Here is a 16475-nt window from a genome sequence, read left to right on the forward strand (position 1 = left end):
ATCCTGCAACTTTGGGACGCTTGTCTGGCTGCCGGGCGCTGTGTATCTTGAGCAGCCTTCTGACCGATTTATGGTCATACCCGATTTTCCGGACTTGGCCCTGGTCGCCGAATCCATTGAATTTCATAACAAAATTTGAGGAGCACGAGATGCGCGTAATTCTGCTGGGAGCTCCCGGGGCCGGTAAAGGTACTCAGGCAAAGTTCATCACCGAAAAGTTCGGTATCCCCCAGATCTCCACCGGTGACATGCTGCGTGCCGCCGTCAAGGCCGGTACCCCGCTGGGCCTGGAACTGAAGAAAGTCATGGATGCCGGCCAGCTGGTCTCCGACGAGTTGATCATCAGCCTGGTCAAGGAGCGCATCGCCCAGCCTGATTGCGCCAAGGGCTGCCTGTTCGACGGCTTCCCACGCACCATCCCGCAAGCCGAAGCCATGGTCGCTGCCGGTGTCGACATCGACGCCGTGGTCGAAATCGCCGTGGACGACGAGGAAATCGTCGGCCGCATGGCTGGCCGCCGCGTGCACCTGGCTTCGGGCCGCACCTACCACATTCAGTACAACCCGCCGAAAGTGGAAGGCAAGGACGACGAGACTGGTGAAGACCTGATCCAGCGTGATGACGACAAGGAAGAGACCGTTCGCCATCGCCTGTCGGTTTACCACAGCCAGACCAAGCCGCTGGTGGACTTCTACCAGAAGCTGTCGGCGGCCAATGCCGGCAAGCCGAAGTACAGCCACATCGAAGGCGTCGGCTCGGTCGAAGCCATCACCGCCAAGGTCCTGGCAGCCCTGAGCTGATCCAGCGCCTGACGCACCTCGACAACGGCCCGCTTGCGGGCCGTTGTCGTTTTTGGCCCTGTTGCCACATGCGATCCCTGTAGGAGCGGCCTTGTGTCGCGATGGGGCGCGCAGCGGCCCCAAAAAACTTAGCTTCGCCGCGAAAATTGCAGGGGCCGCTTTGCGGCCCATCGCGACACAAGGCCGCTCCTACAGGGACGGCGCCAGCCGAGCGGGCAATGGCCGCACAGCGGCCCCTTGCGGACACAACGCCGCGGCTGCTCTATACTGCCGCTCTTTTCCCCCTAGTACCTGGATACCCGTTCGATGACCACCCTGCTGGCCCTGGATACCGCTACCGAAGCCTGTTCCGTCGCACTGCTGCATGACGGCAAGGTAACCAGCCATTACGAGGTGATCCCGCGCATGCATGCCCAGAAGCTGCTGCCGATGATCAAGCAGCTGCTGGCCGAATCCGGCGTGGCGCTGAATGCGCTGGATGCCATCGCCTTTGGCCGTGGCCCGGGCGCTTTCACCGGCGTGCGCATTGCCATCGGGGTGGTCCAGGGCCTGGCCTTCGCACTGGAGCGCCCGGTTTTGCCGGTGTCCAACCTGGCCGCACTGGCCCAGGGCGCGCTGCGTGAACACGGTGTACAGCAAGTGGCGGCCGCCATTGATGCGCGCATGGATGAAGTGTATTGGGGCTGCTACCAGGCCGCCGAAGGTGAAATGCGCCTGGTCGGCCAGGAGGCAGTGCTGCCGCCCGAGCAGGTGGCGCTGCCGGTGGGCAGCGCTGGCGAGTGGTTCGGCGCCGGTACCGGTTGGGGCTATGCCGAGCGCCTGGCGGTGCAGGTGGCCGCCAGCAATGCCAGTGCCTTGCCCAACGCCCTTGACATCCTCAGCCTGGCCAGCTTTGCCTGGGCACGCGGCGAGGCGATCGTTGCCGAACAGGCGCAACCGGTCTACCTGCGCGATAATGTAGCGACACCCAAGAAGCGCTGAGTGTTGTTCGTCGGTTATCGCCGATGACACTAAAACCTTTTGCGCGATCTGTGGTCCAGTTATCACTCGAGCATTAGCGATGGAACCCTGATGCTGCTAGATTGCCATCATTGGTTCTGAGTGCTCATGCCATGCGTATCGACGGTTTCTCATCACAGTCCTATCCGATCAAGCGCACGCCGCGCAAGGCAGCTGTGCGTGACGAGGCCATCGATGATGCCGAGGTGATCGAGGAGGTCGAGACCGCCCCTCAGGAAACCACCGCTCGCCGCCGCAGTGGTGGCCTGCCAGCACGCCAGCAGGACATGATCTTCCCCCGCGCCCGTGACCGCCGCACCGCTACCGCATTGGCCAGCTACCTGAGCACTGCCGGTTTTACCGACTGGGACATGGAAGTACTGGGGCTCGACCTGTACATTTAGTGGATGAGTCCATCACCACTGCCTTATTTTCTCGGTTGCCCGTCATGGAGCGAAAACGCCTGGCGCGACTACCTGTATCCCGCCGACGCCAACAGCGGTGAAATGCTCGGCTACTACAGCCAGGTGTTCAACGCCGTCGAGGGCAATACCACTTTCTACGCACGCCCCGCACCAGGCACTATTGCGCGCTGGGCGCAGATCATGCCCGAACACTTTCGCTTCACTGCCAAGTTCCCCCGGGACATCAGCCATGAAGGCGACCTGCGTGATCAGCTGGAACCGGCCTCTGACTTCACCCGCCTGATGGCCCCGTTGGGCCAGCGCGTAGCGCCATACTGGCTGCAGTTGCCGGCCCAGTTCAGCCCAGCACGGCTGGGCGAGCTTTGCCACTTCCTTGACGAAGTCGGAGTGCCGGTGGCCGTGGAGGTGCGTAACCAGGCTTTCTTCGCCAAGGGTGAAGAAGAGCGGTTGCTCAACCGCCTGCTGCATGAGCGCGGTGTGGAGCGTATCTGCCTGGACCCGCGCGCCTTGTTCAGCTGCACCTCTCGTGAACCTGCCGTGCTGCATGCGCAGGCGAAGAAGCCCAAAGTACCGCCTCGCCCGGCAGCCTTCACCCAGCACCCGCAGGTGCGCTTCATCGGCCACCCGCAGCTGGAGGCCAACGAGGCCTTTCTTACCCCCTGGGTGGACAAGGTCGCCGCCTGGATCGAGGAAGGCCGCAACCCCTACATCTTCCTGCACACCTCGGACAACCGATTGGCCGCGGCATTGGCCCAGCGCTTTCATCAACGCCTGATGCAGCGCCTGCCGGGCCTTGCCGCGTTGCCGGAATTGCCGCGCACCCCCGCGGTCGAACAATTGGGGCTACTCTGACCTTCCCCTGACTGCCGGAGGTTGAACCATGGATGTGCAAACCCTGCGAGCCGAAGCCTTCAAGGCCCTGCACGAGCGTGACAGCGCCTTCGTCATCCCCAACCCGTGGGATGCCGGCTCGGCCAAGTTGCTGGCCAGCCTGGGCTTCGAGGCGCTGGCCACCACCAGTGCAGGCCTGGCTTTCAGCCTGGGCCGTCCGGACGCCGAAGGCGCCTTGAGCCTGGACGATACCCTTGATAATGCCGGGGAGATCGTCGATGCCACCCCGCTGCCGGTGGCTGCCGACTTGGAGAACGGCTTTGGTGACCTGCCCGAAGATTGTGCCCAGACCATCCTGCGCGCTGCCGAGGCTGGCCTGGTAGGCGGTTCCATCGAAGATGCCAGTGGCCGCAGTGAAGCGCCCATCTACGACTCCGGGCTGGCCGTGGAGCGCATTCGTGCAGCTGTGCAGGCAGCGCGTAGCCTGTCGTTCCCGTTCACCCTGTGCGCCCGGGCAGAGAACCTGCTGCACGGGCGCATGGACCTGGACGACACCATCCTGCGCCTGCAGGCCTATGCCGAGGCCGGTGCTGATGTGCTGTACGCGCCAGGGCTGCGGACTGTCGAGGAAATCCGCGCGGTGGTGCAGGCCCTCGCGCCGCGGCCGGTGAATGTGCTGATGGGCATGGCGGGCGTGCCGCTGAGCGTCAACCAGTTGCAGGACCTGGGTGTACGCCGCATCAGCGTCGGCTCGTCGCTTGCCCGTGCCGCGTTGGGGGCCTTCCACCGTGCCGCGCTGGAGATTCGCGATGAGGGCACCTTCGGCTATGGGGAGCAGGCGCTGCCATTCGCCAAACTCAACGACCTGTTCCGCCGCTGATGAGGGCCGTGCTGGCGTTGCTGGCCAGCCTGTCGCTGCTTGCGGGGCTGGCCTGGCACCTGGGTTGGCGGCTGCCCGCCGCGTGGAACCCGTGGGCGCCGCTCGACGTGCGTCAGCCCCCCAACCTGCTGACCCCGTACAAGTTGTCTCGCCTTCGCGATGACCCGACGCTGTGTCGCCTGGCACTTCAAACCAGCCAGCTGCGCTACCGGGCACAAGCCGACAGTTCGGCTACTGCCAACTGCCCATTGCGGAACGTATGGCGTATCGACGGTGGTCAGGCGCGGCTCGGCGGCAGCTTCCTGGCCAGTTGTCCGTTGGCAGTGGCGTATGCACTGTTCGAAAACCATGGGCTGCAGCCTGTGGCGCAACGGGTGTTGGGGCAGCCGGTGGTTCAGATCGACCACCTGGGCAGTTTTGCCTGCCGCAATGTCTACCACCGCAAGCAGGGCCGGCTGAGCCAGCACGCCACGGCCGATGCCCTGGACATCAGTGGCTTTCGCCTGCGGGACGGCCAGCGCATCGTCCTTGCGCGGGACTGGCAGGCGGGCGGGCAGAAAGCGGAATTCCTTCGTCAGGTGCAGCGGGCGGCCTGTGACAGCTTCAGCACGGTACTGGGGCCGGACTACAACGCTGCACACCACAACCACTTTCATATGGACATGGGCCGCTGGCAGATCTGTCGCTGAGCGTGGGCGCGTTCAGGCGTGGGCGCGCACATTGTTAAGCACCACCGGGCGTGCCCAGTGGATGTCGAACTCCAGGTCGTTCTGTTGCTTGGCCAGGGTGGCGTCATCGAACGGTTCGGGCGCCGGGTCCAGCAGGTGGGTCTCGAACTCGGCGATCGGCAGGAACAGCGAGCGCGGAGCAGGGCCGGGGCCGGGCTCGGCAATCGGGTGACCTTGGCTCATCACCACCGGGCGTAGCCAGCTGTTGCTGATATCGAGCTGGCGCTGCTGCTCGATCAGCTCGACTGCGCTGAACGGCTCGGGGGCGGGCGGCAGCAGGTTGGCTTCGAGTTCTGCCTTGGGCAGGAACAGTGGCTCGGGCGGTGCCACGATGGTGTCATGCACCGGGCAGGCACGCTGGGCGTCGATCAGGGCTAGCGCCCGGGCGCCGCCGATCGGCTCGCCACTGCTCTGGTCGTATTGCACGAACGACTGGCTGACGCTGTCTACGGGCTCTTCCTGCTGCTCGGCCATGGCCCGGGCAAAGAAATCCTGCCACAGGTGGCTGACGCCCCCGAGTGCCTGGGTGTTGTGCTGACTGTAGTTGCCGACAGGCGACAGGTAGGTCAAGCCGATGGGAAGAGTATCTGACATGGCAGTCGCGCGCGTTGTGCTCTGGCAGAATAGCGGGATATTGCCTGTATCGGCCGAAGTAGCCGATACATTAACGGCTGGGTTCAATTTCTAGGTGTGAATGATGGAAGAGCAGGGCACAGGTATCCGGGTCGAGGCGCTGTCGGCTGAATTCGAGGCGCAAGCCGCTGCGTGGGCCGAGCGCCTTGAGCTGCCGCTGCAGGACGATGCTGCCGGGTTCGCCGTGCAGGTGGGCGTTGATGGCTTGCAGATCCAGCAATTGGGCCCGCAGGCCCCGGGGCCGGTGCGGGTGGACTTTGTCGAAGGCCAGGCCGCGCACCGGCGCATGTTCGGTGGTGGCAACGGGCAGATGATCGCCAAGGCGGTGGGCATTGCCCAAGGCGTGCGTCCGCAGGTACTGGATGCCACTGCCGGGCTGGGCAAGGACGCGTTCGTGCTGGCCAGCCTGGGCTGCCAGATGACCCTGATCGAGCGCCAGCCGCTGATTGCCGCGCTGCTGGAGGACGGCCTGGCGCGGGCCCGTGCGGATGAAGAGGTGGGACCGATCGTGGGGCGCATGCGCCTGCTGACCGGCAACGCCATCGAGCGCATGCGCGCCTGGGAAGGCGAGGCGCCACAGGTGATCTACCTCGACCCGATGTTCCCGCACCGGGACAAGAGTGCGCTGGTGAAGAAGGAAATGCGTGTGTTCCGCCCGTTGGTCGGTGATGACCTGGATGCCCCGGCCCTGCTCGAAGCCGCCCTGGCGCTGGCCAGCCACCGGGTGGTGGTGAAGCGGCCGCGCAAGGCGCCGATCATCGACGGGCCGAAGCCGAGCCACAGCCTGGAGGGCAAGTCGAGCCGGTATGACATTTACCCGAAGAAAGCGTTGAGAGGCTGATCGCAACTGCGAGATCATCTTGTCAGTCTGGCCTCAATGCTAGTCCATGCGGATTTTTGCTACTTCCTTGTCGATGTAATTACCTGTGCATTTATCGAGTTGTTCCGAACGTGGCTCTCTTCTGGGCCACGTAGACGACGGCTGATCCCGCCTTTTGTAGAAATTAGAAGAGGTAGAGGCACCGTTGCTACTGTATTTTGCCTTAAGTTTTTCAAATCTTTCTGTTACATCTTCAAAGATTGCTGCCGCGTTGACGTATTGTGCTTTTCCATTGAATTCGTCACGCGTAAGGCTCGTTAAAATGGATTCTTGGGAAGTGGCGTTGAGGATTCTATTTTTACCTATTGTTCTTATTTCGGGGGATTGGGATATTGCCTCCTTCATCCCTTTAACTTTTTGGGCTGCAAAGTGTCGTGTAAGTATTTTGTATTCTCGGGATGTCAAACTGGGGTTGTTCTCGTACAGGCGAAGAATGATGTTTTTTGCGCGGTATCCTCCGGTCACGAATTTTAGTATCGAAAACATACCGCTAGGATCCGATCTGTTAATGGGATCATTGGTACAGTAAGCGTAAGCATTGATTCCCCCTTTTTCGAATGGGGACAAGCTATCTGCACTGTGAAAGCGCATCAGTCCCACGTTGAACAAGCGATGGCCATTACCGAGCAGGTAACCGATGGCTGAGGGTAGCCAGGTTTGCCCGGTAAAGCGGGACAGTACCTGGTAAGAGGCCGGTAAACTGTCATTGCCATAAGGGCTGTAGGCAATGGCCGTTTGGCTTCCTGCATGGGCGGTAACTGTCGACGCTTGGGCATCGGTGGCCAAAAGCTGTGTTGGCGTGGTTTGGTTGGTCGTTTCGCACAGATTCTGGTGGTTGGCGCTGACGACTGTGAAATGAGCACTGCCTGAGTGCACTGTCGAGAGTTTGCTGCCCTTGTAAAAAAGTTTGAGTGTTTGCATGGACATGGTCGCGTTCTATTGCGGACGAGTACATGAGAGTCTGTCAGGAGGGGGGCTGGTCAGATACTGGCAAAAATGTCAGGTAGTGCGCCGGTTGGGGCGCAGTAACTGGCATACGGGGTTCTACAAAGTGACCGCGTATGCCAGAAGGTGCTTTCAGGGTAGGTAAGCTCGCAAGAATACCCCCACCACCTCGCGCACATGCGCTTCTGCCTCGTCACCTTCCAGCGGCCCGGCACACCCCAGCAGCAACCGATAATCCGGCGCGCCCTTGACCAGGCAGAAGAAGTGTTCGGCAGCTCGCAGCGGGTTTTCGATGCGCAGCAGCCCGCGCTCATGCGCCCCGCGCAGCAAAGCTTCCATCCCCGCCAGCACGCGCTTGGGCCCGGCTTCGTAGAAGTACTCGCCAAAGCTCGGGTCGAGGCTGCCCTGGGCCATGATCAGGCGGCTCAGTTTGACCGCTTCATCGCTGCTGATCAGCGCCTGGAAACCACGGGCAATGGTCAGCAGTACCTCTTCTACCGGCACACCGTCGGGGTACTCGAACAGCAGGTCGGGCAACTGGATCTGGCAGGTTGCCATGACCGCCGAGCCGAAAAGCGTCTGCTTGTCGGTGAAGTGGCTGTATACGGTGAGCTTTGAAACACCTGCCGCCGCAGCGACCGCATCCATGCTGGTGTTGGCGTAACCGAGGCTGAGGAAAAGGGCTTTGGCTGCTTCGAGAATTGCCTCGCGTTTGGCCAGGTCCTTGGGCCGGCCCGGGCCGATGGGTGCGTCGTTGGACATTGTGGTCTGCATCTGGTTGGAGAAACACCATCTTAACGGTTCAGGCGCCATCCGGCTAAAGCCTGCGGGGAAAACCTGTGTGGCGGTAAATTGACGAGATAATTTTAACGTGTGTAACTTCGCGCCATTCGTCGATTAGTTGACTTTTCGTCGCATGCAGGAGTGCCCTCATGGGGGCGCCCGATGAGCCCAAGACATTGATTTTCAGGGGCGGGACGGGGTGAGCATGGCTCCCATCCACAGGGGGCTTGAGGTGCTGCCTGCCGGCGCGAGGGACTGGCAGCAGGCAAGGTTCGCCTAGACTCCACCGAAGGGTCTGTAGGAAAAGGCTTACAAGGGGAGGACATGGAACGTTTTTCATGGGAGACAGTAGGAGCAGCCTTGTGCTGCGAAGAGGCCGGTACAAGCAATAGAGAGGCTTTGTCAGTACCGGCCTCTTCGCAGCACAAGGCTGCTCCTACAGAACCTCGCCGAACCAATGAGTCATGTTTTGTTATATGAGCCGGCTTGCCGTCGATGGGCCGCAAAGCGGCTCCACTTCGCTTAACTGACTGGCATTGCGCTGCGAGGGTGGTTTCCAGGGCACCCTCGCAGGTTTCACGTACGCAGTGTTTCAGGCGCTGCCGTTGAAGATGTCGCTGTTGAAGATATCGACCCCGACCAGGGTGATGGTCGTCGTCTGCCCGCCGGATTCGGCAATGGAGATCCCGGTGATCGAGTTCATCAAGGAAACCGAGACCTGGCCTACGACGTCAAATTGCAGTTCAGTGCGACGCTGACGGACAAAGATGGCGACTCGGCGAGTAGCACGTTCGACGCCAACCTGTTCGCCAACGAATCGGGCAACGCACCGTTCGACTTCACCCTGGTTGGCACGACTGGCCAGCGCGATGCCTTCAACGTCGACCTGTCGACCGATCAGCTCCTCTACCAGGTCAGCGGGTTCGATGCTGGCGCGGGGCAACGAGACACGCTGGTGCCCAATGGTGATCCGAACGCCGTCGTCCAGTCGATCGACAACACTGGCGCAGACAGCATCTGTAGCGAGGCTTCGGTCGGGTCGGGTACCCCGAGTCCTATGCCTTCGGCAACCTGATCGGAACCGGAAGTATCCTGCCGCAATATGGGTTCTGGGACAGTACGATCGGCGCCGACGGCCTGGGGGCTACCGGTCTGGCCTTTGAGGTCGACGGCGGCCCCGTTCTCGACGAGTACGCGGTTGTGATCCTGTGTGGTGGTGTACTCGATCTTACGTCATTGACGACGGTCGGGTTCGCGGTGGTGAACATCAGGAACAGGTTCTGGCCGGAGGGGGCGTTGGCCAGGCTGAATAACAGGTCCTGACTGGTGCCGATGAACACCTTGTTCAGCAGATTGAGCGCGTCGTCGGAGTTGCTCGTGTCCGGATGCTTCAGCGGTTGGTATTCCACCGTCCAGATCTTGCCGCCGCTGACGGGCGATCCGGTTTCTTCGATATAGCCCGCGAAGATGATCGCGCCTGTTGGCCCGCCAGCCCGGCCCAGCACGATGTTGTTGTCTGCAACGAGGTCGTTTCGTCCAGCGTCACGCTCACACCTGTCGCGGTGATGATCGGCGCGCTGTCTGTGAACGAGGCCGTGGCCCTCACCACTGCCGGTTGTCGAGGCCTGACCACAGGCCTCTGTAATAGACCTCCACTATGGCGAAGCGCCATGAGCTGCGCATCGGCTGATACTCCTAGGCGGACTGGGAGTATCGGACTATACGGCCCTGGCGCCGGGAGCCCGAAGGCGCACGGTCACATGCCGTTCAACGCACGCCTGCCGTATTCGGCTGCAACCTCTTCCCGGCATCCGTTGCCTGACTTAATATACTCTCCAGTACAAATATTGAATGTGCCCTCCGCGAAAGGATTCATCATGTTGCGCCATGCCTTGTTCATTGCTCTGTCTGCCGCTGCCGCGCTGTTGCTGGCGGCGTGCGGCCAGGAAGCCGCTCCACCGGCTGCGCCACGCCCGGCGCTGGTGGTGCAGCCGCAGCCGGCCGAAGCCGCTGCCGACAGTTACCCCGGCGAAGTGCGTGCACGCTTCGAGCCGGAACTGGCTTTTCGCATAGGCGGCAAGGTCAGCAAGCGCCTGGTCGAGGAGGGGCAGCGGGTAAAGGCCGACCAGCCGCTGGCCGAACTGGACCCGCAGGATGTGCGCCTGCAACTGGAGGCCAACCGTGCCCAGCTGGCAGCCGCCGAGGCCAACCTGTCGCTGGTGCGCGCCGAGCGCGATCGCTACCAGAAGCTGCTGGACCGGCAAATGGTCAGCCATTCCCAGTTCGATAACGCCGAAAATCTCTACCGTGCCGGCCTGGCCCGGCTGAAACAGGCCAAGGCCGAGTTCGACGTGGCTGGTAACCAGGCTGAATATGCTGTGCTGCGCGCCCCGCAGGCCGGGGTGATCGCCAAGCGCCAGGTGGAAGTGGGCCAGGTGGTCGGCGCAGGGCAGACCGTGTTCACCCTGGCCGCAGATGGCGAGCGGGAAGTCGCCATCGGCCTGCCGGAGCAGCAGTTCGCCCGCTTTGCCGTGGGCCAGCCGGTGAGCGTGGAGCTATGGTCGCACCCGCAGGAGCGCTTCCAGGGGCGTATCCGCGAGCTGTCACCGGCTGCCGACCCACGTTCGCGCACTTTCGCTGCCCGTATTGCCTTTACCTCGGCCGCCACCCCGGCGGAGCTGGGCCAGAGCGCCCGGGTGTTCATCGCCCACGAAGGGCTGATCCCGCTGGCGGTGCCCCTGTCGGCAGTCACAGCGGAAAACGGCCAGGCCTACGTCTGGCGGGTCAACAAGGACAGCCGCCTGGAGCGGGCAGTGGTGCGCCTGGGGCCCTACGGCGCCGACAGCGTACCCGTGCTCGAAGGCCTCGCCCCCGGCGACTGGGTTGTCGCCGCGGGTGGCCATGTATTGCGCGAGGGCCAGGAGATACGCCCCGTGGACCGTACCAACCGCGTAGTGAACCTGACGGCCAAGGAGTAAGTCCCGATGGGTTTCAACCTTTCTGCCTGGGCGCTGCGCAACCGCCAGATCGTCCTGTTCCTGATGATCCTGCTGGCGGCCATTGGCGCCATGTCCTACACCAAGCTCGGCCAGAGTGAGGACCCGCCGTTCACCTTCAAGGCCATGGTCATTCGTACCCTGTGGCCCGGTGCCACCGCTGAGGAAGTGTCGCGTCAGGTCACCGAGCGCATCGAAAAAAAGCTGATGGAAACCGGCGAGTACGAGCGGATCGTCTCGTTCTCCCGCCCGGGCGAATCGCAGGTCACCTTCATGGCCCGCGACTCGCTGCATTCCAAGGACATCCCCGAGCTGTGGTACCAGATCCGCAAGAAGGTCGCGGACATCCGCCACACCTTGCCGCCGGAGATCCAGGGCCCGTTCTTCAATGACGAGTTCGGCACCACCTTCGGCAATATCTATGCACTGACCGGTGAGGGCTTCGACTACGCGGTGCTCAAGGACTATGCCGACCGTATCCAGATCCAGTTGCAGCGGGTCAAGGACGTGGGCAAGGTCGAGCTGATCGGGCTGCAGGACGAGAAAATCTGGATCGAGCTATCCAACGTCAAGCTGGCCACCCTCGGCGTGCCGCTGGAGGCCGTGCAGCAGGCCCTGCAGGAGCAGAATGCGGTCAGCACCGCCGGTTTCTTCGAAACGCCCAGCGAGCGCCTGCAACTGCGGGTGAGCGGGCGCTTCGACAGCGTCGAGCAGATCCGCCAGTTCCCCATCCGCATAGCTGAACGCACCTTCCGTATCGGCGATGTGGCCGAGGTGCACCGCGGCTTCAACGACCCGCCCGCACCGCGCATGCGTTTCATGGGCGAGGATGCCATTGGCCTGGCGGTTTCGATGAAGGACGGCGGCGACATCCTGGTGCTGGGCAAGGCATTGGAAAGCGAGTTCGAGCGCCTGGCACGCAGCCTGCCGGCCGGCATGGAACTGCGCAAGGTCTCGGACCAGCCGGCGGCGGTCAAGGCCGGCGTGGGCGAGTTTGTCCAGGTGCTGGTCGAGGCGTTGGTCATCGTGCTGCTGGTGAGTTTCTTCTCGTTGGGCCTGCGCACGGGGCTGGTGGTGGCGCTGGCCATCCCGTTGGTGCTGGCCATGACCTTCGCCGCCATGCACTACTTCGGTATCGGCCTGCACAAGATCTCCCTCGGCGCGCTGGTGCTGGCCTTGGGCTTGTTGGTCGATGATGCGATCATTGCCGTGGAGATGATGGCGATCAAGATGGAGCAGGGCTACGACCGCCTCAAGGCGGCCAGCTACGCCTGGAGCAGCACCGCGTTCCCGATGCTCACCGGCACCCTGATCACGGCGGCGGGCTTCCTGCCCATTGCCACGGCGGCCTCCAGTACGGGCGAGTACACCCGTTCGATTTTTCAGGTGGTGACCATTGCCTTGCTGACCTCCTGGGTGGCCGCCGTGGTATTCGTGCCTTACCTGGGCGAGCGCCTGCTGCCGGACCTGGCCAAGCTGCATGCCTCCCGTCATGGCAAGGACGGCCACGCGCCAGACCCTTACGCCACACCGTTCTACCAGCGTGTACGGCGTGTGGTGGAGTGGTGTGTGCGGCGGCGCAAGACGGTGATCCTGCTGACCATTGCCGCCTTTGTCGGCAGTATCCTGCTGTTCCGTTTCGTGCCCCAGCAGTTCTTCCCGGCCTCAGGGCGCCCGGAGTTGATGGTCGACCTGAAACTGGCCGAGGGTGCCTCGCTGGCCAACACTGCCGAGCGGGTCAAGCAACTGGAGGCGTTGCTCAAGCAGCAGGAAGGTATCGACAATTACGTGGCCTACGTGGGCACCGGTTCGCCGCGTTTCTACCTGCCACTGGACCAGCAGCTGCCGGCGGCCAGCTTCGCCCAGTTCGTGGTACTGGCCAAGTCGATGGAAGACCGCGAGCGCCTTCGCAGCTGGCTGATCAGCACCATGGACCAGCAGTTCCCCGACCTGCGTGCCCGGGTCACCCGCCTGGAAAACGGCCCGCCCGTGGGTTACCCGGTGCAGTTCCGGGTGACTGGCGAGCACATCGAGAAGGCCCGTGCGCTGGCCCGTGAAGTGGCCGACAAGGTGCGCCAGAACCCGCATGTGGTGAACGTGCACCTGGACTGGGAAGAGCCGAGCAAGGCGGTGTTCCTCGAGATCGACCAGGACCGCGCCCGCGCCTTGGGCGTGAGCACCGCTCACCTGTCGAGCTTCCTGCAAAGCTCGCTGACCGGCACCACGGTCAGCCAGTATCGCGAGGACAACGAGTTGATCGAGATCCTGCTGCGCGGCACCCGGCAGGAACGCAGCGAGCTGGGCAACCTCGGCAGCCTGGCACTGCCGACCGACAATGGCCAGAGCGTGGCGTTGTCGCAGGTCGCGACCCTGGAGTACGGCTTCGAGGAGGGCATCATCTGGCACCGTAACCGCTTGCCGACGGTGACCGTGCGCGCCGATATCTACGACAAGGAGCAGCCGGCGACGCTGGTGAAACAGATAGAACCGACCCTGCGTGACATTCGTGCCAAGCTGCCGGATGGATATTTGCTGGAAGTGGGCGGCACGGTCGAGGACTCCGAGCGCGGGCAGAAGTCGGTGAATGCCGGCATGCCGCTGTTCGTGGTGGTGGTGCTGAGCTTGCTGATGATCCAGCTGCGCAGCTTCTCGCGCACGGTGATGGTGTTCCTCACCGCGCCGCTGGGGCTGATTGGCGTGACCTTGTTCTTGCTGGTATTCCGCCAGCCGTTCGGCTTTGTCGCCATGCTTGGCACCATTGCCCTGGCGGGGATGATCATGCGCAACTCGGTGATCCTGGTGGACCAGATCGAGCAGGACATCGCGGCGGGGCTGGATCGCTGGCAAGCGATCATCGAAGCCACGGTGAGGCGCTTCCGCCCGATCGTGCTGACTGCTTTGGCGGCGGTGCTGGCGATGATCCCGTTGTCGCGCAGTGTGTTCTACGGGCCGATGGCGGTGGCGATCATGGGCGGGTTGATCGTGGCCACCGTGCTTACCCTGCTGTTCCTGCCGGCGTTGTATGCGGCTTGGTTCAGGGTGAAGAAAGCCTAGCGGCTGTCATCGCACTGTAGGAGCAGCCTTGTGCTGCGAAGAGGCCGGCACGGCAACATGAATTTTCATGTGCTGCCCCGGCCTCTTTGCAGCACAAGGCTGCTCCTACAAGGATTTGCGACAACCGGGATTCAGAGGGCGCCGAAGACCTTCTTGGCCAGGCTGGTAGCCGCTTCAGCCGGGTTCTGGCGAATGCTCTGCTCCTGCTTGGCAATCATTTCGAACAGGCCATCCAGTGCCTTTTCAGTCACGTAGTTCTCGATGCTGGCGCTCTTGGCATCGACCACACCCAACGCCACTGCCTGCCCGGCAAAGTTGTTGTACTGCTGAGCCAGGCCAACCTTGTCGGTAGCCTGCTTGACGATCGGCAGGAACTTGGCGCGGATCTGCTCGCGGCTGCTCTTGTTCAGGTACTGGGTGGCCGAGTCGTCACCGCCGGCGAGGATGCCCTTGGCATCGGTCACGCTCATGTTCTTCACGGCATCTACCAGAATCGCCTGGGCCTGCGGCACGGCAGCCTCGGCGGCCTTGTTCATGCTGGTTTCCAAGGCCTCGACCTGTTCACCCTTGCCGAACATCTTCATCGCCTTGGCGGCCTTGCCCAGGTTGCCAGGCAGTTCGATGCGCACGTCGGGGTTGTCGCTGAAGCCGCCCGGGGTGCTCAGCTGCTTGACGGCCAATTGTGCGCCTTGGGTCAAGGCATCCTTCAGGCCGCCAGTGGCATCTTTCTGGGTCAGATCGCCAAGCGACAGGGCCAGGGCACTGGCCGACAGCAGCAGGCCGGCACACAGGGTGGTGAAGCGCAGGGAAGTGCGGATCATGAAGCTTTCCTTGTAAACAGATGAATACGGGTTTCAGCGGACCGGATCGACCTTGATCCGCACGGGCTGAGGGTCACTGCCGTCGAGCATGACACCGTGGTGCTCGGTGTTTATGAACAGCAGCTTGCCGTCCAGCTCGATGCGCGCGCTTACCGCATAGCGGTGGCCTGGCTTGACCTGGGCCGGGTCGTAGATGAGGTGGAATGGCAGCGGTACGTTGCCTTTGACCGGGCCAGCCTGGCGGGCCAGGGTAACCGCCGGGGCGTCCATCAGCGAGACGTCCTGCAGCTCCACGCTGAGGGTGGCGGCCGGTGGCAGGGCACTGCGTTGCAGGTAGAAGACTTCGCCATCCAGGCTGGCCTGGTTGGACGGGGTGTGGCTGGAACAGGCTGCTAGCAAGGATGCGCAACACAGCATAAAGAGCTTTTTCATGGTATCTCCGAAGTCCTTGGCGTTGGCTTGTGGCCAACCCCAGGGACTTTAGCGGATTTCTTCTGGTGGGTCCTTGATGAAGATGCGACAAAGACAAAGAGGGGGAGAGCAAGGCGAAGCGCAATATTCAGCTACGGCGCGGCGGTCGCAGGCTGATTGCCTCCAGTTCGGTAACGCTTGGAAGGGTCAGGCCGCGCAGCGTTCTCCCGGCGTACGGGGTCATGGTGTGTGGGTCGTAGTAGGCCACGCGCAGATGCAAGGGTTCGTCGTCATTGACTGTGTTGCCATCCAGGTACGTGGTAAGCGTCACAGGTCCGTGTGTCGGCCACAGGGCGGCACCGGCAATGTAGCTGGAGCTTCTGTTGCTGTAACCGTCTTCCTGGGTCCGATACAGGCCGAACGTCATGAGCGCCTGTGGCCTTAGCAACTCTTCGGGAATCTCGATGATGTTCTTCATCTCGATGATCGCGGGCGACAGGGGCTGCTGACTTTGCTCGCCAGGCTGGGCGGGTATCCTCAGGACCATGGGAGGGTTTGGCTCAGGCTGGTTGATTGCAAGTGGCATCGACAGGCTCAAGCCGTTTGGCTCTTCATTGACGCCAACACCATAACTGGCCACTAGCGTTGGTTCGGCACCTTCCGGCAAGCTATTGCGGTCCAGCAGCAAGTTGAAAGGCATTGCGACGCCAAGCGTCTGGCACCCCCAGGCGGCCAGGATGATCTTGTTCTCATCCGTGCCCAACTGTACGCGTACGCCAAGGTGCGGTGCGCCTTCAGCTGTATGGATGCACGACGGGACAAGCACGGTCCCGCGGATCTCGATGAAGTTGGCGGGTAGCATGTTGGTTTTCCTCGGTTCGGTCATGGGTACAGGCGCCAGTCACTCAGCGAGGTTGTCGCTGAACTGGCGACCGTTTTCGGTGGCAATCTGGTCGACAGTCACCCGTTGTGTACCCGATACCGTGGCTGGTTCTATCGAGTGACGGCTGGTGGTGATGTAGCGCAGTTGGCCGTCTATCTCGATGCGCGCGGCGAGGGCATAGCTGCGGCGTGGGTCGATAAGGCTGGTATCAAACGTCAGCGGCAGATTGATCGGCATCAGGCCGCCACAGCGCAGACGCAACTCGGCAAGGCTGATGGAGCGCGCATCTGCCTTCGAAATATCGATCAGCTTCAATTCAACCAGGCCGGACGGTGCGAGCGTGTTATCGCCAGAGGAAACGATTTCAACGTCCAGCGTCTTCATTTGAGTCATGTTGGTGCTCCTT

16 protein-coding genes and 2 pseudogenes are annotated in these 16475 nt (G+C 62.4%); 10 read left to right on the forward strand and 8 right to left on the reverse strand.

All coding sequences use genetic code 11. The features are described from left to right. Positions 1–149 precede the first annotated feature (149 nt). The 6 genes from adk (at position 150) to GYA95_RS01915 (ending at position 4624) form a co-directional block, all read left to right on the forward strand. Positions 150–800 (forward strand): adenylate kinase, encoded by a 651-nt coding sequence (gene adk / locus GYA95_RS01890; RefSeq protein ID WP_003259830.1) that lies wholly within the window; start codon positions 150–152, stop codon positions 798–800. A gap of 306 nt (positions 801–1106) precedes the next feature. Then, the gene (gene tsaB, locus GYA95_RS01895; RefSeq protein WP_015269167.1) at positions 1107–1781 is read left to right on the forward strand and encodes a tRNA (adenosine(37)-N6)-threonylcarbamoyltransferase complex dimerization subunit type 1 TsaB; all 675 of its coding nucleotides are present in this window, start codon (positions 1107–1109) and stop codon (positions 1779–1781) included. 131 nt (positions 1782–1912) lie between these two features. After that, positions 1913–2203: a hypothetical protein gene (locus tag GYA95_RS01900; RefSeq protein WP_003259832.1), complete on the forward strand. Its 291-nt coding sequence runs from the start codon at positions 1913–1915 to the stop codon at positions 2201–2203. Between the two features lie 3 nt (positions 2204–2206). Then, positions 2207–3076, forward strand: a complete 870-nt coding sequence (locus GYA95_RS01905) for a DUF72 domain-containing protein (protein WP_015269168.1) — start codon at positions 2207–2209, stop codon at positions 3074–3076. A 28-nt stretch (positions 3077–3104) separates the two neighbouring features. Continuing rightward, complete coding sequence (locus GYA95_RS01910; protein ID WP_015269169.1) at positions 3105–3935, forward strand: isocitrate lyase/PEP mutase family protein; 831 nt, start codon at positions 3105–3107, stop codon at positions 3933–3935. Continuing rightward, on the forward strand, positions 3935–4624 hold the full coding sequence (locus GYA95_RS01915) for an extensin-like domain-containing protein (protein WP_015269170.1): 690 nt from the start codon (positions 3935–3937) through the stop codon (positions 4622–4624). Before GYA95_RS01910 ends, GYA95_RS01915 begins: the two co-directional genes overlap by 1 nt. A gap of 12 nt (positions 4625–4636) precedes the next feature. Here the strand turns inward: GYA95_RS01915 and GYA95_RS01920 are convergent, their stop codons facing one another. Continuing rightward, the gene (locus GYA95_RS01920) at positions 4637–5257 is read right to left on the reverse strand and encodes a hypothetical protein (protein WP_015269171.1); all 621 of its coding nucleotides are present in this window, start codon (positions 5255–5257) and stop codon (positions 4637–4639) included. Between the two features lie 103 nt (positions 5258–5360). Here GYA95_RS01920 and GYA95_RS01925 point away from each other — a divergent pair, with 103 nt between their 5' ends. After that, positions 5361–6137 carry a class I SAM-dependent methyltransferase gene (locus tag GYA95_RS01925; protein ID WP_015269172.1) on the forward strand — a complete coding sequence of 259 codons (777 nt, stop codon included), beginning with the start codon at positions 5361–5363 and terminating at the stop codon, positions 6135–6137. 39 nt (positions 6138–6176) lie between these two features. On the opposite strand, the gene GYA95_RS01930 is transcribed toward GYA95_RS01925, so the two are convergent. Both GYA95_RS01930 and GYA95_RS01935 read right to left on the reverse strand, forming a co-directional pair. Beyond that, on the reverse strand, positions 6177–7103 hold the full coding sequence (locus GYA95_RS01930; protein WP_015269173.1) for an RHS repeat-associated core domain-containing protein: 927 nt from the start codon (positions 7101–7103) through the stop codon (positions 6177–6179). A gap of 150 nt (positions 7104–7253) precedes the next feature. Beyond that, entirely contained in the window at positions 7254–7895 is a 642-nt protein-coding gene (locus GYA95_RS01935; protein ID WP_015269174.1) for a TetR/AcrR family transcriptional regulator, read from the reverse strand. Positions 7896–8581: 686 nt separating this feature from the next. Here GYA95_RS01935 and GYA95_RS01940 point away from each other — a divergent pair. Further along, positions 8582–8979: pseudogene (locus tag GYA95_RS01940) on the forward strand (hypothetical protein); the annotation flags it as partial. A 157-nt stretch (positions 8980–9136) separates the two neighbouring features. Here GYA95_RS01940 and GYA95_RS01945 read toward each other — a convergent pair. Continuing rightward, a pseudogene (locus GYA95_RS01945) lies at positions 9137–9421 on the reverse strand (DUF5801 repeats-in-toxin domain-containing protein); the annotation flags it as partial. A gap of 360 nt (positions 9422–9781) precedes the next feature. On the opposite strand from GYA95_RS01945, the gene GYA95_RS01950 reads away from it, so the two are divergent. After that, entirely contained in the window at positions 9782–10882 is a 1101-nt protein-coding gene (locus GYA95_RS01950) for an efflux RND transporter periplasmic adaptor subunit (RefSeq protein WP_015269177.1), read from the forward strand. A gap of 6 nt (positions 10883–10888) precedes the next feature. After that, entirely contained in the window at positions 10889–13954 is a 3066-nt protein-coding gene (locus GYA95_RS01955) for an efflux RND transporter permease subunit (protein WP_015269178.1), read from the forward strand. 131 nt (positions 13955–14085) lie between these two features. Here the strand turns inward: GYA95_RS01955 and GYA95_RS01960 are convergent, their stop codons facing one another. The 4 genes from GYA95_RS01960 to GYA95_RS01975 all read right to left on the reverse strand — a co-directional run bounded on the left by GYA95_RS01960 (position 14086) and on the right by GYA95_RS01975 (position 16462). Beyond that, positions 14086–14775 carry a DUF4197 domain-containing protein gene (locus GYA95_RS01960; RefSeq protein ID WP_015269179.1) on the reverse strand — a complete coding sequence of 230 codons (690 nt, stop codon included), beginning with the start codon at positions 14773–14775 and terminating at the stop codon, positions 14086–14088. A gap of 33 nt (positions 14776–14808) precedes the next feature. Beyond that, positions 14809–15207, reverse strand: coding sequence for a YbaY family lipoprotein (locus tag GYA95_RS01965; RefSeq protein ID WP_015269180.1), 399 nt, complete (start codon positions 15205–15207; stop codon positions 14809–14811). 127 nt (positions 15208–15334) lie between these two features. Beyond that, positions 15335–16048: a hypothetical protein gene (locus tag GYA95_RS01970; RefSeq protein WP_015269181.1), complete on the reverse strand. Its 714-nt coding sequence runs from the start codon at positions 16046–16048 to the stop codon at positions 15335–15337. A 39-nt stretch (positions 16049–16087) separates the two neighbouring features. After that, positions 16088–16462, reverse strand: coding sequence for a YbaY family lipoprotein (locus GYA95_RS01975; protein ID WP_039614804.1), 375 nt, complete (start codon positions 16460–16462; stop codon positions 16088–16090). Positions 16463–16475 lie beyond the last annotated feature (13 nt).

The sequence above is a fragment of the Pseudomonas asiatica genome (assembly GCF_009932335.1).
Taxonomy (GTDB): Bacteria; Pseudomonadota; Gammaproteobacteria; order Pseudomonadales; family Pseudomonadaceae; genus Aquipseudomonas; species Aquipseudomonas asiatica.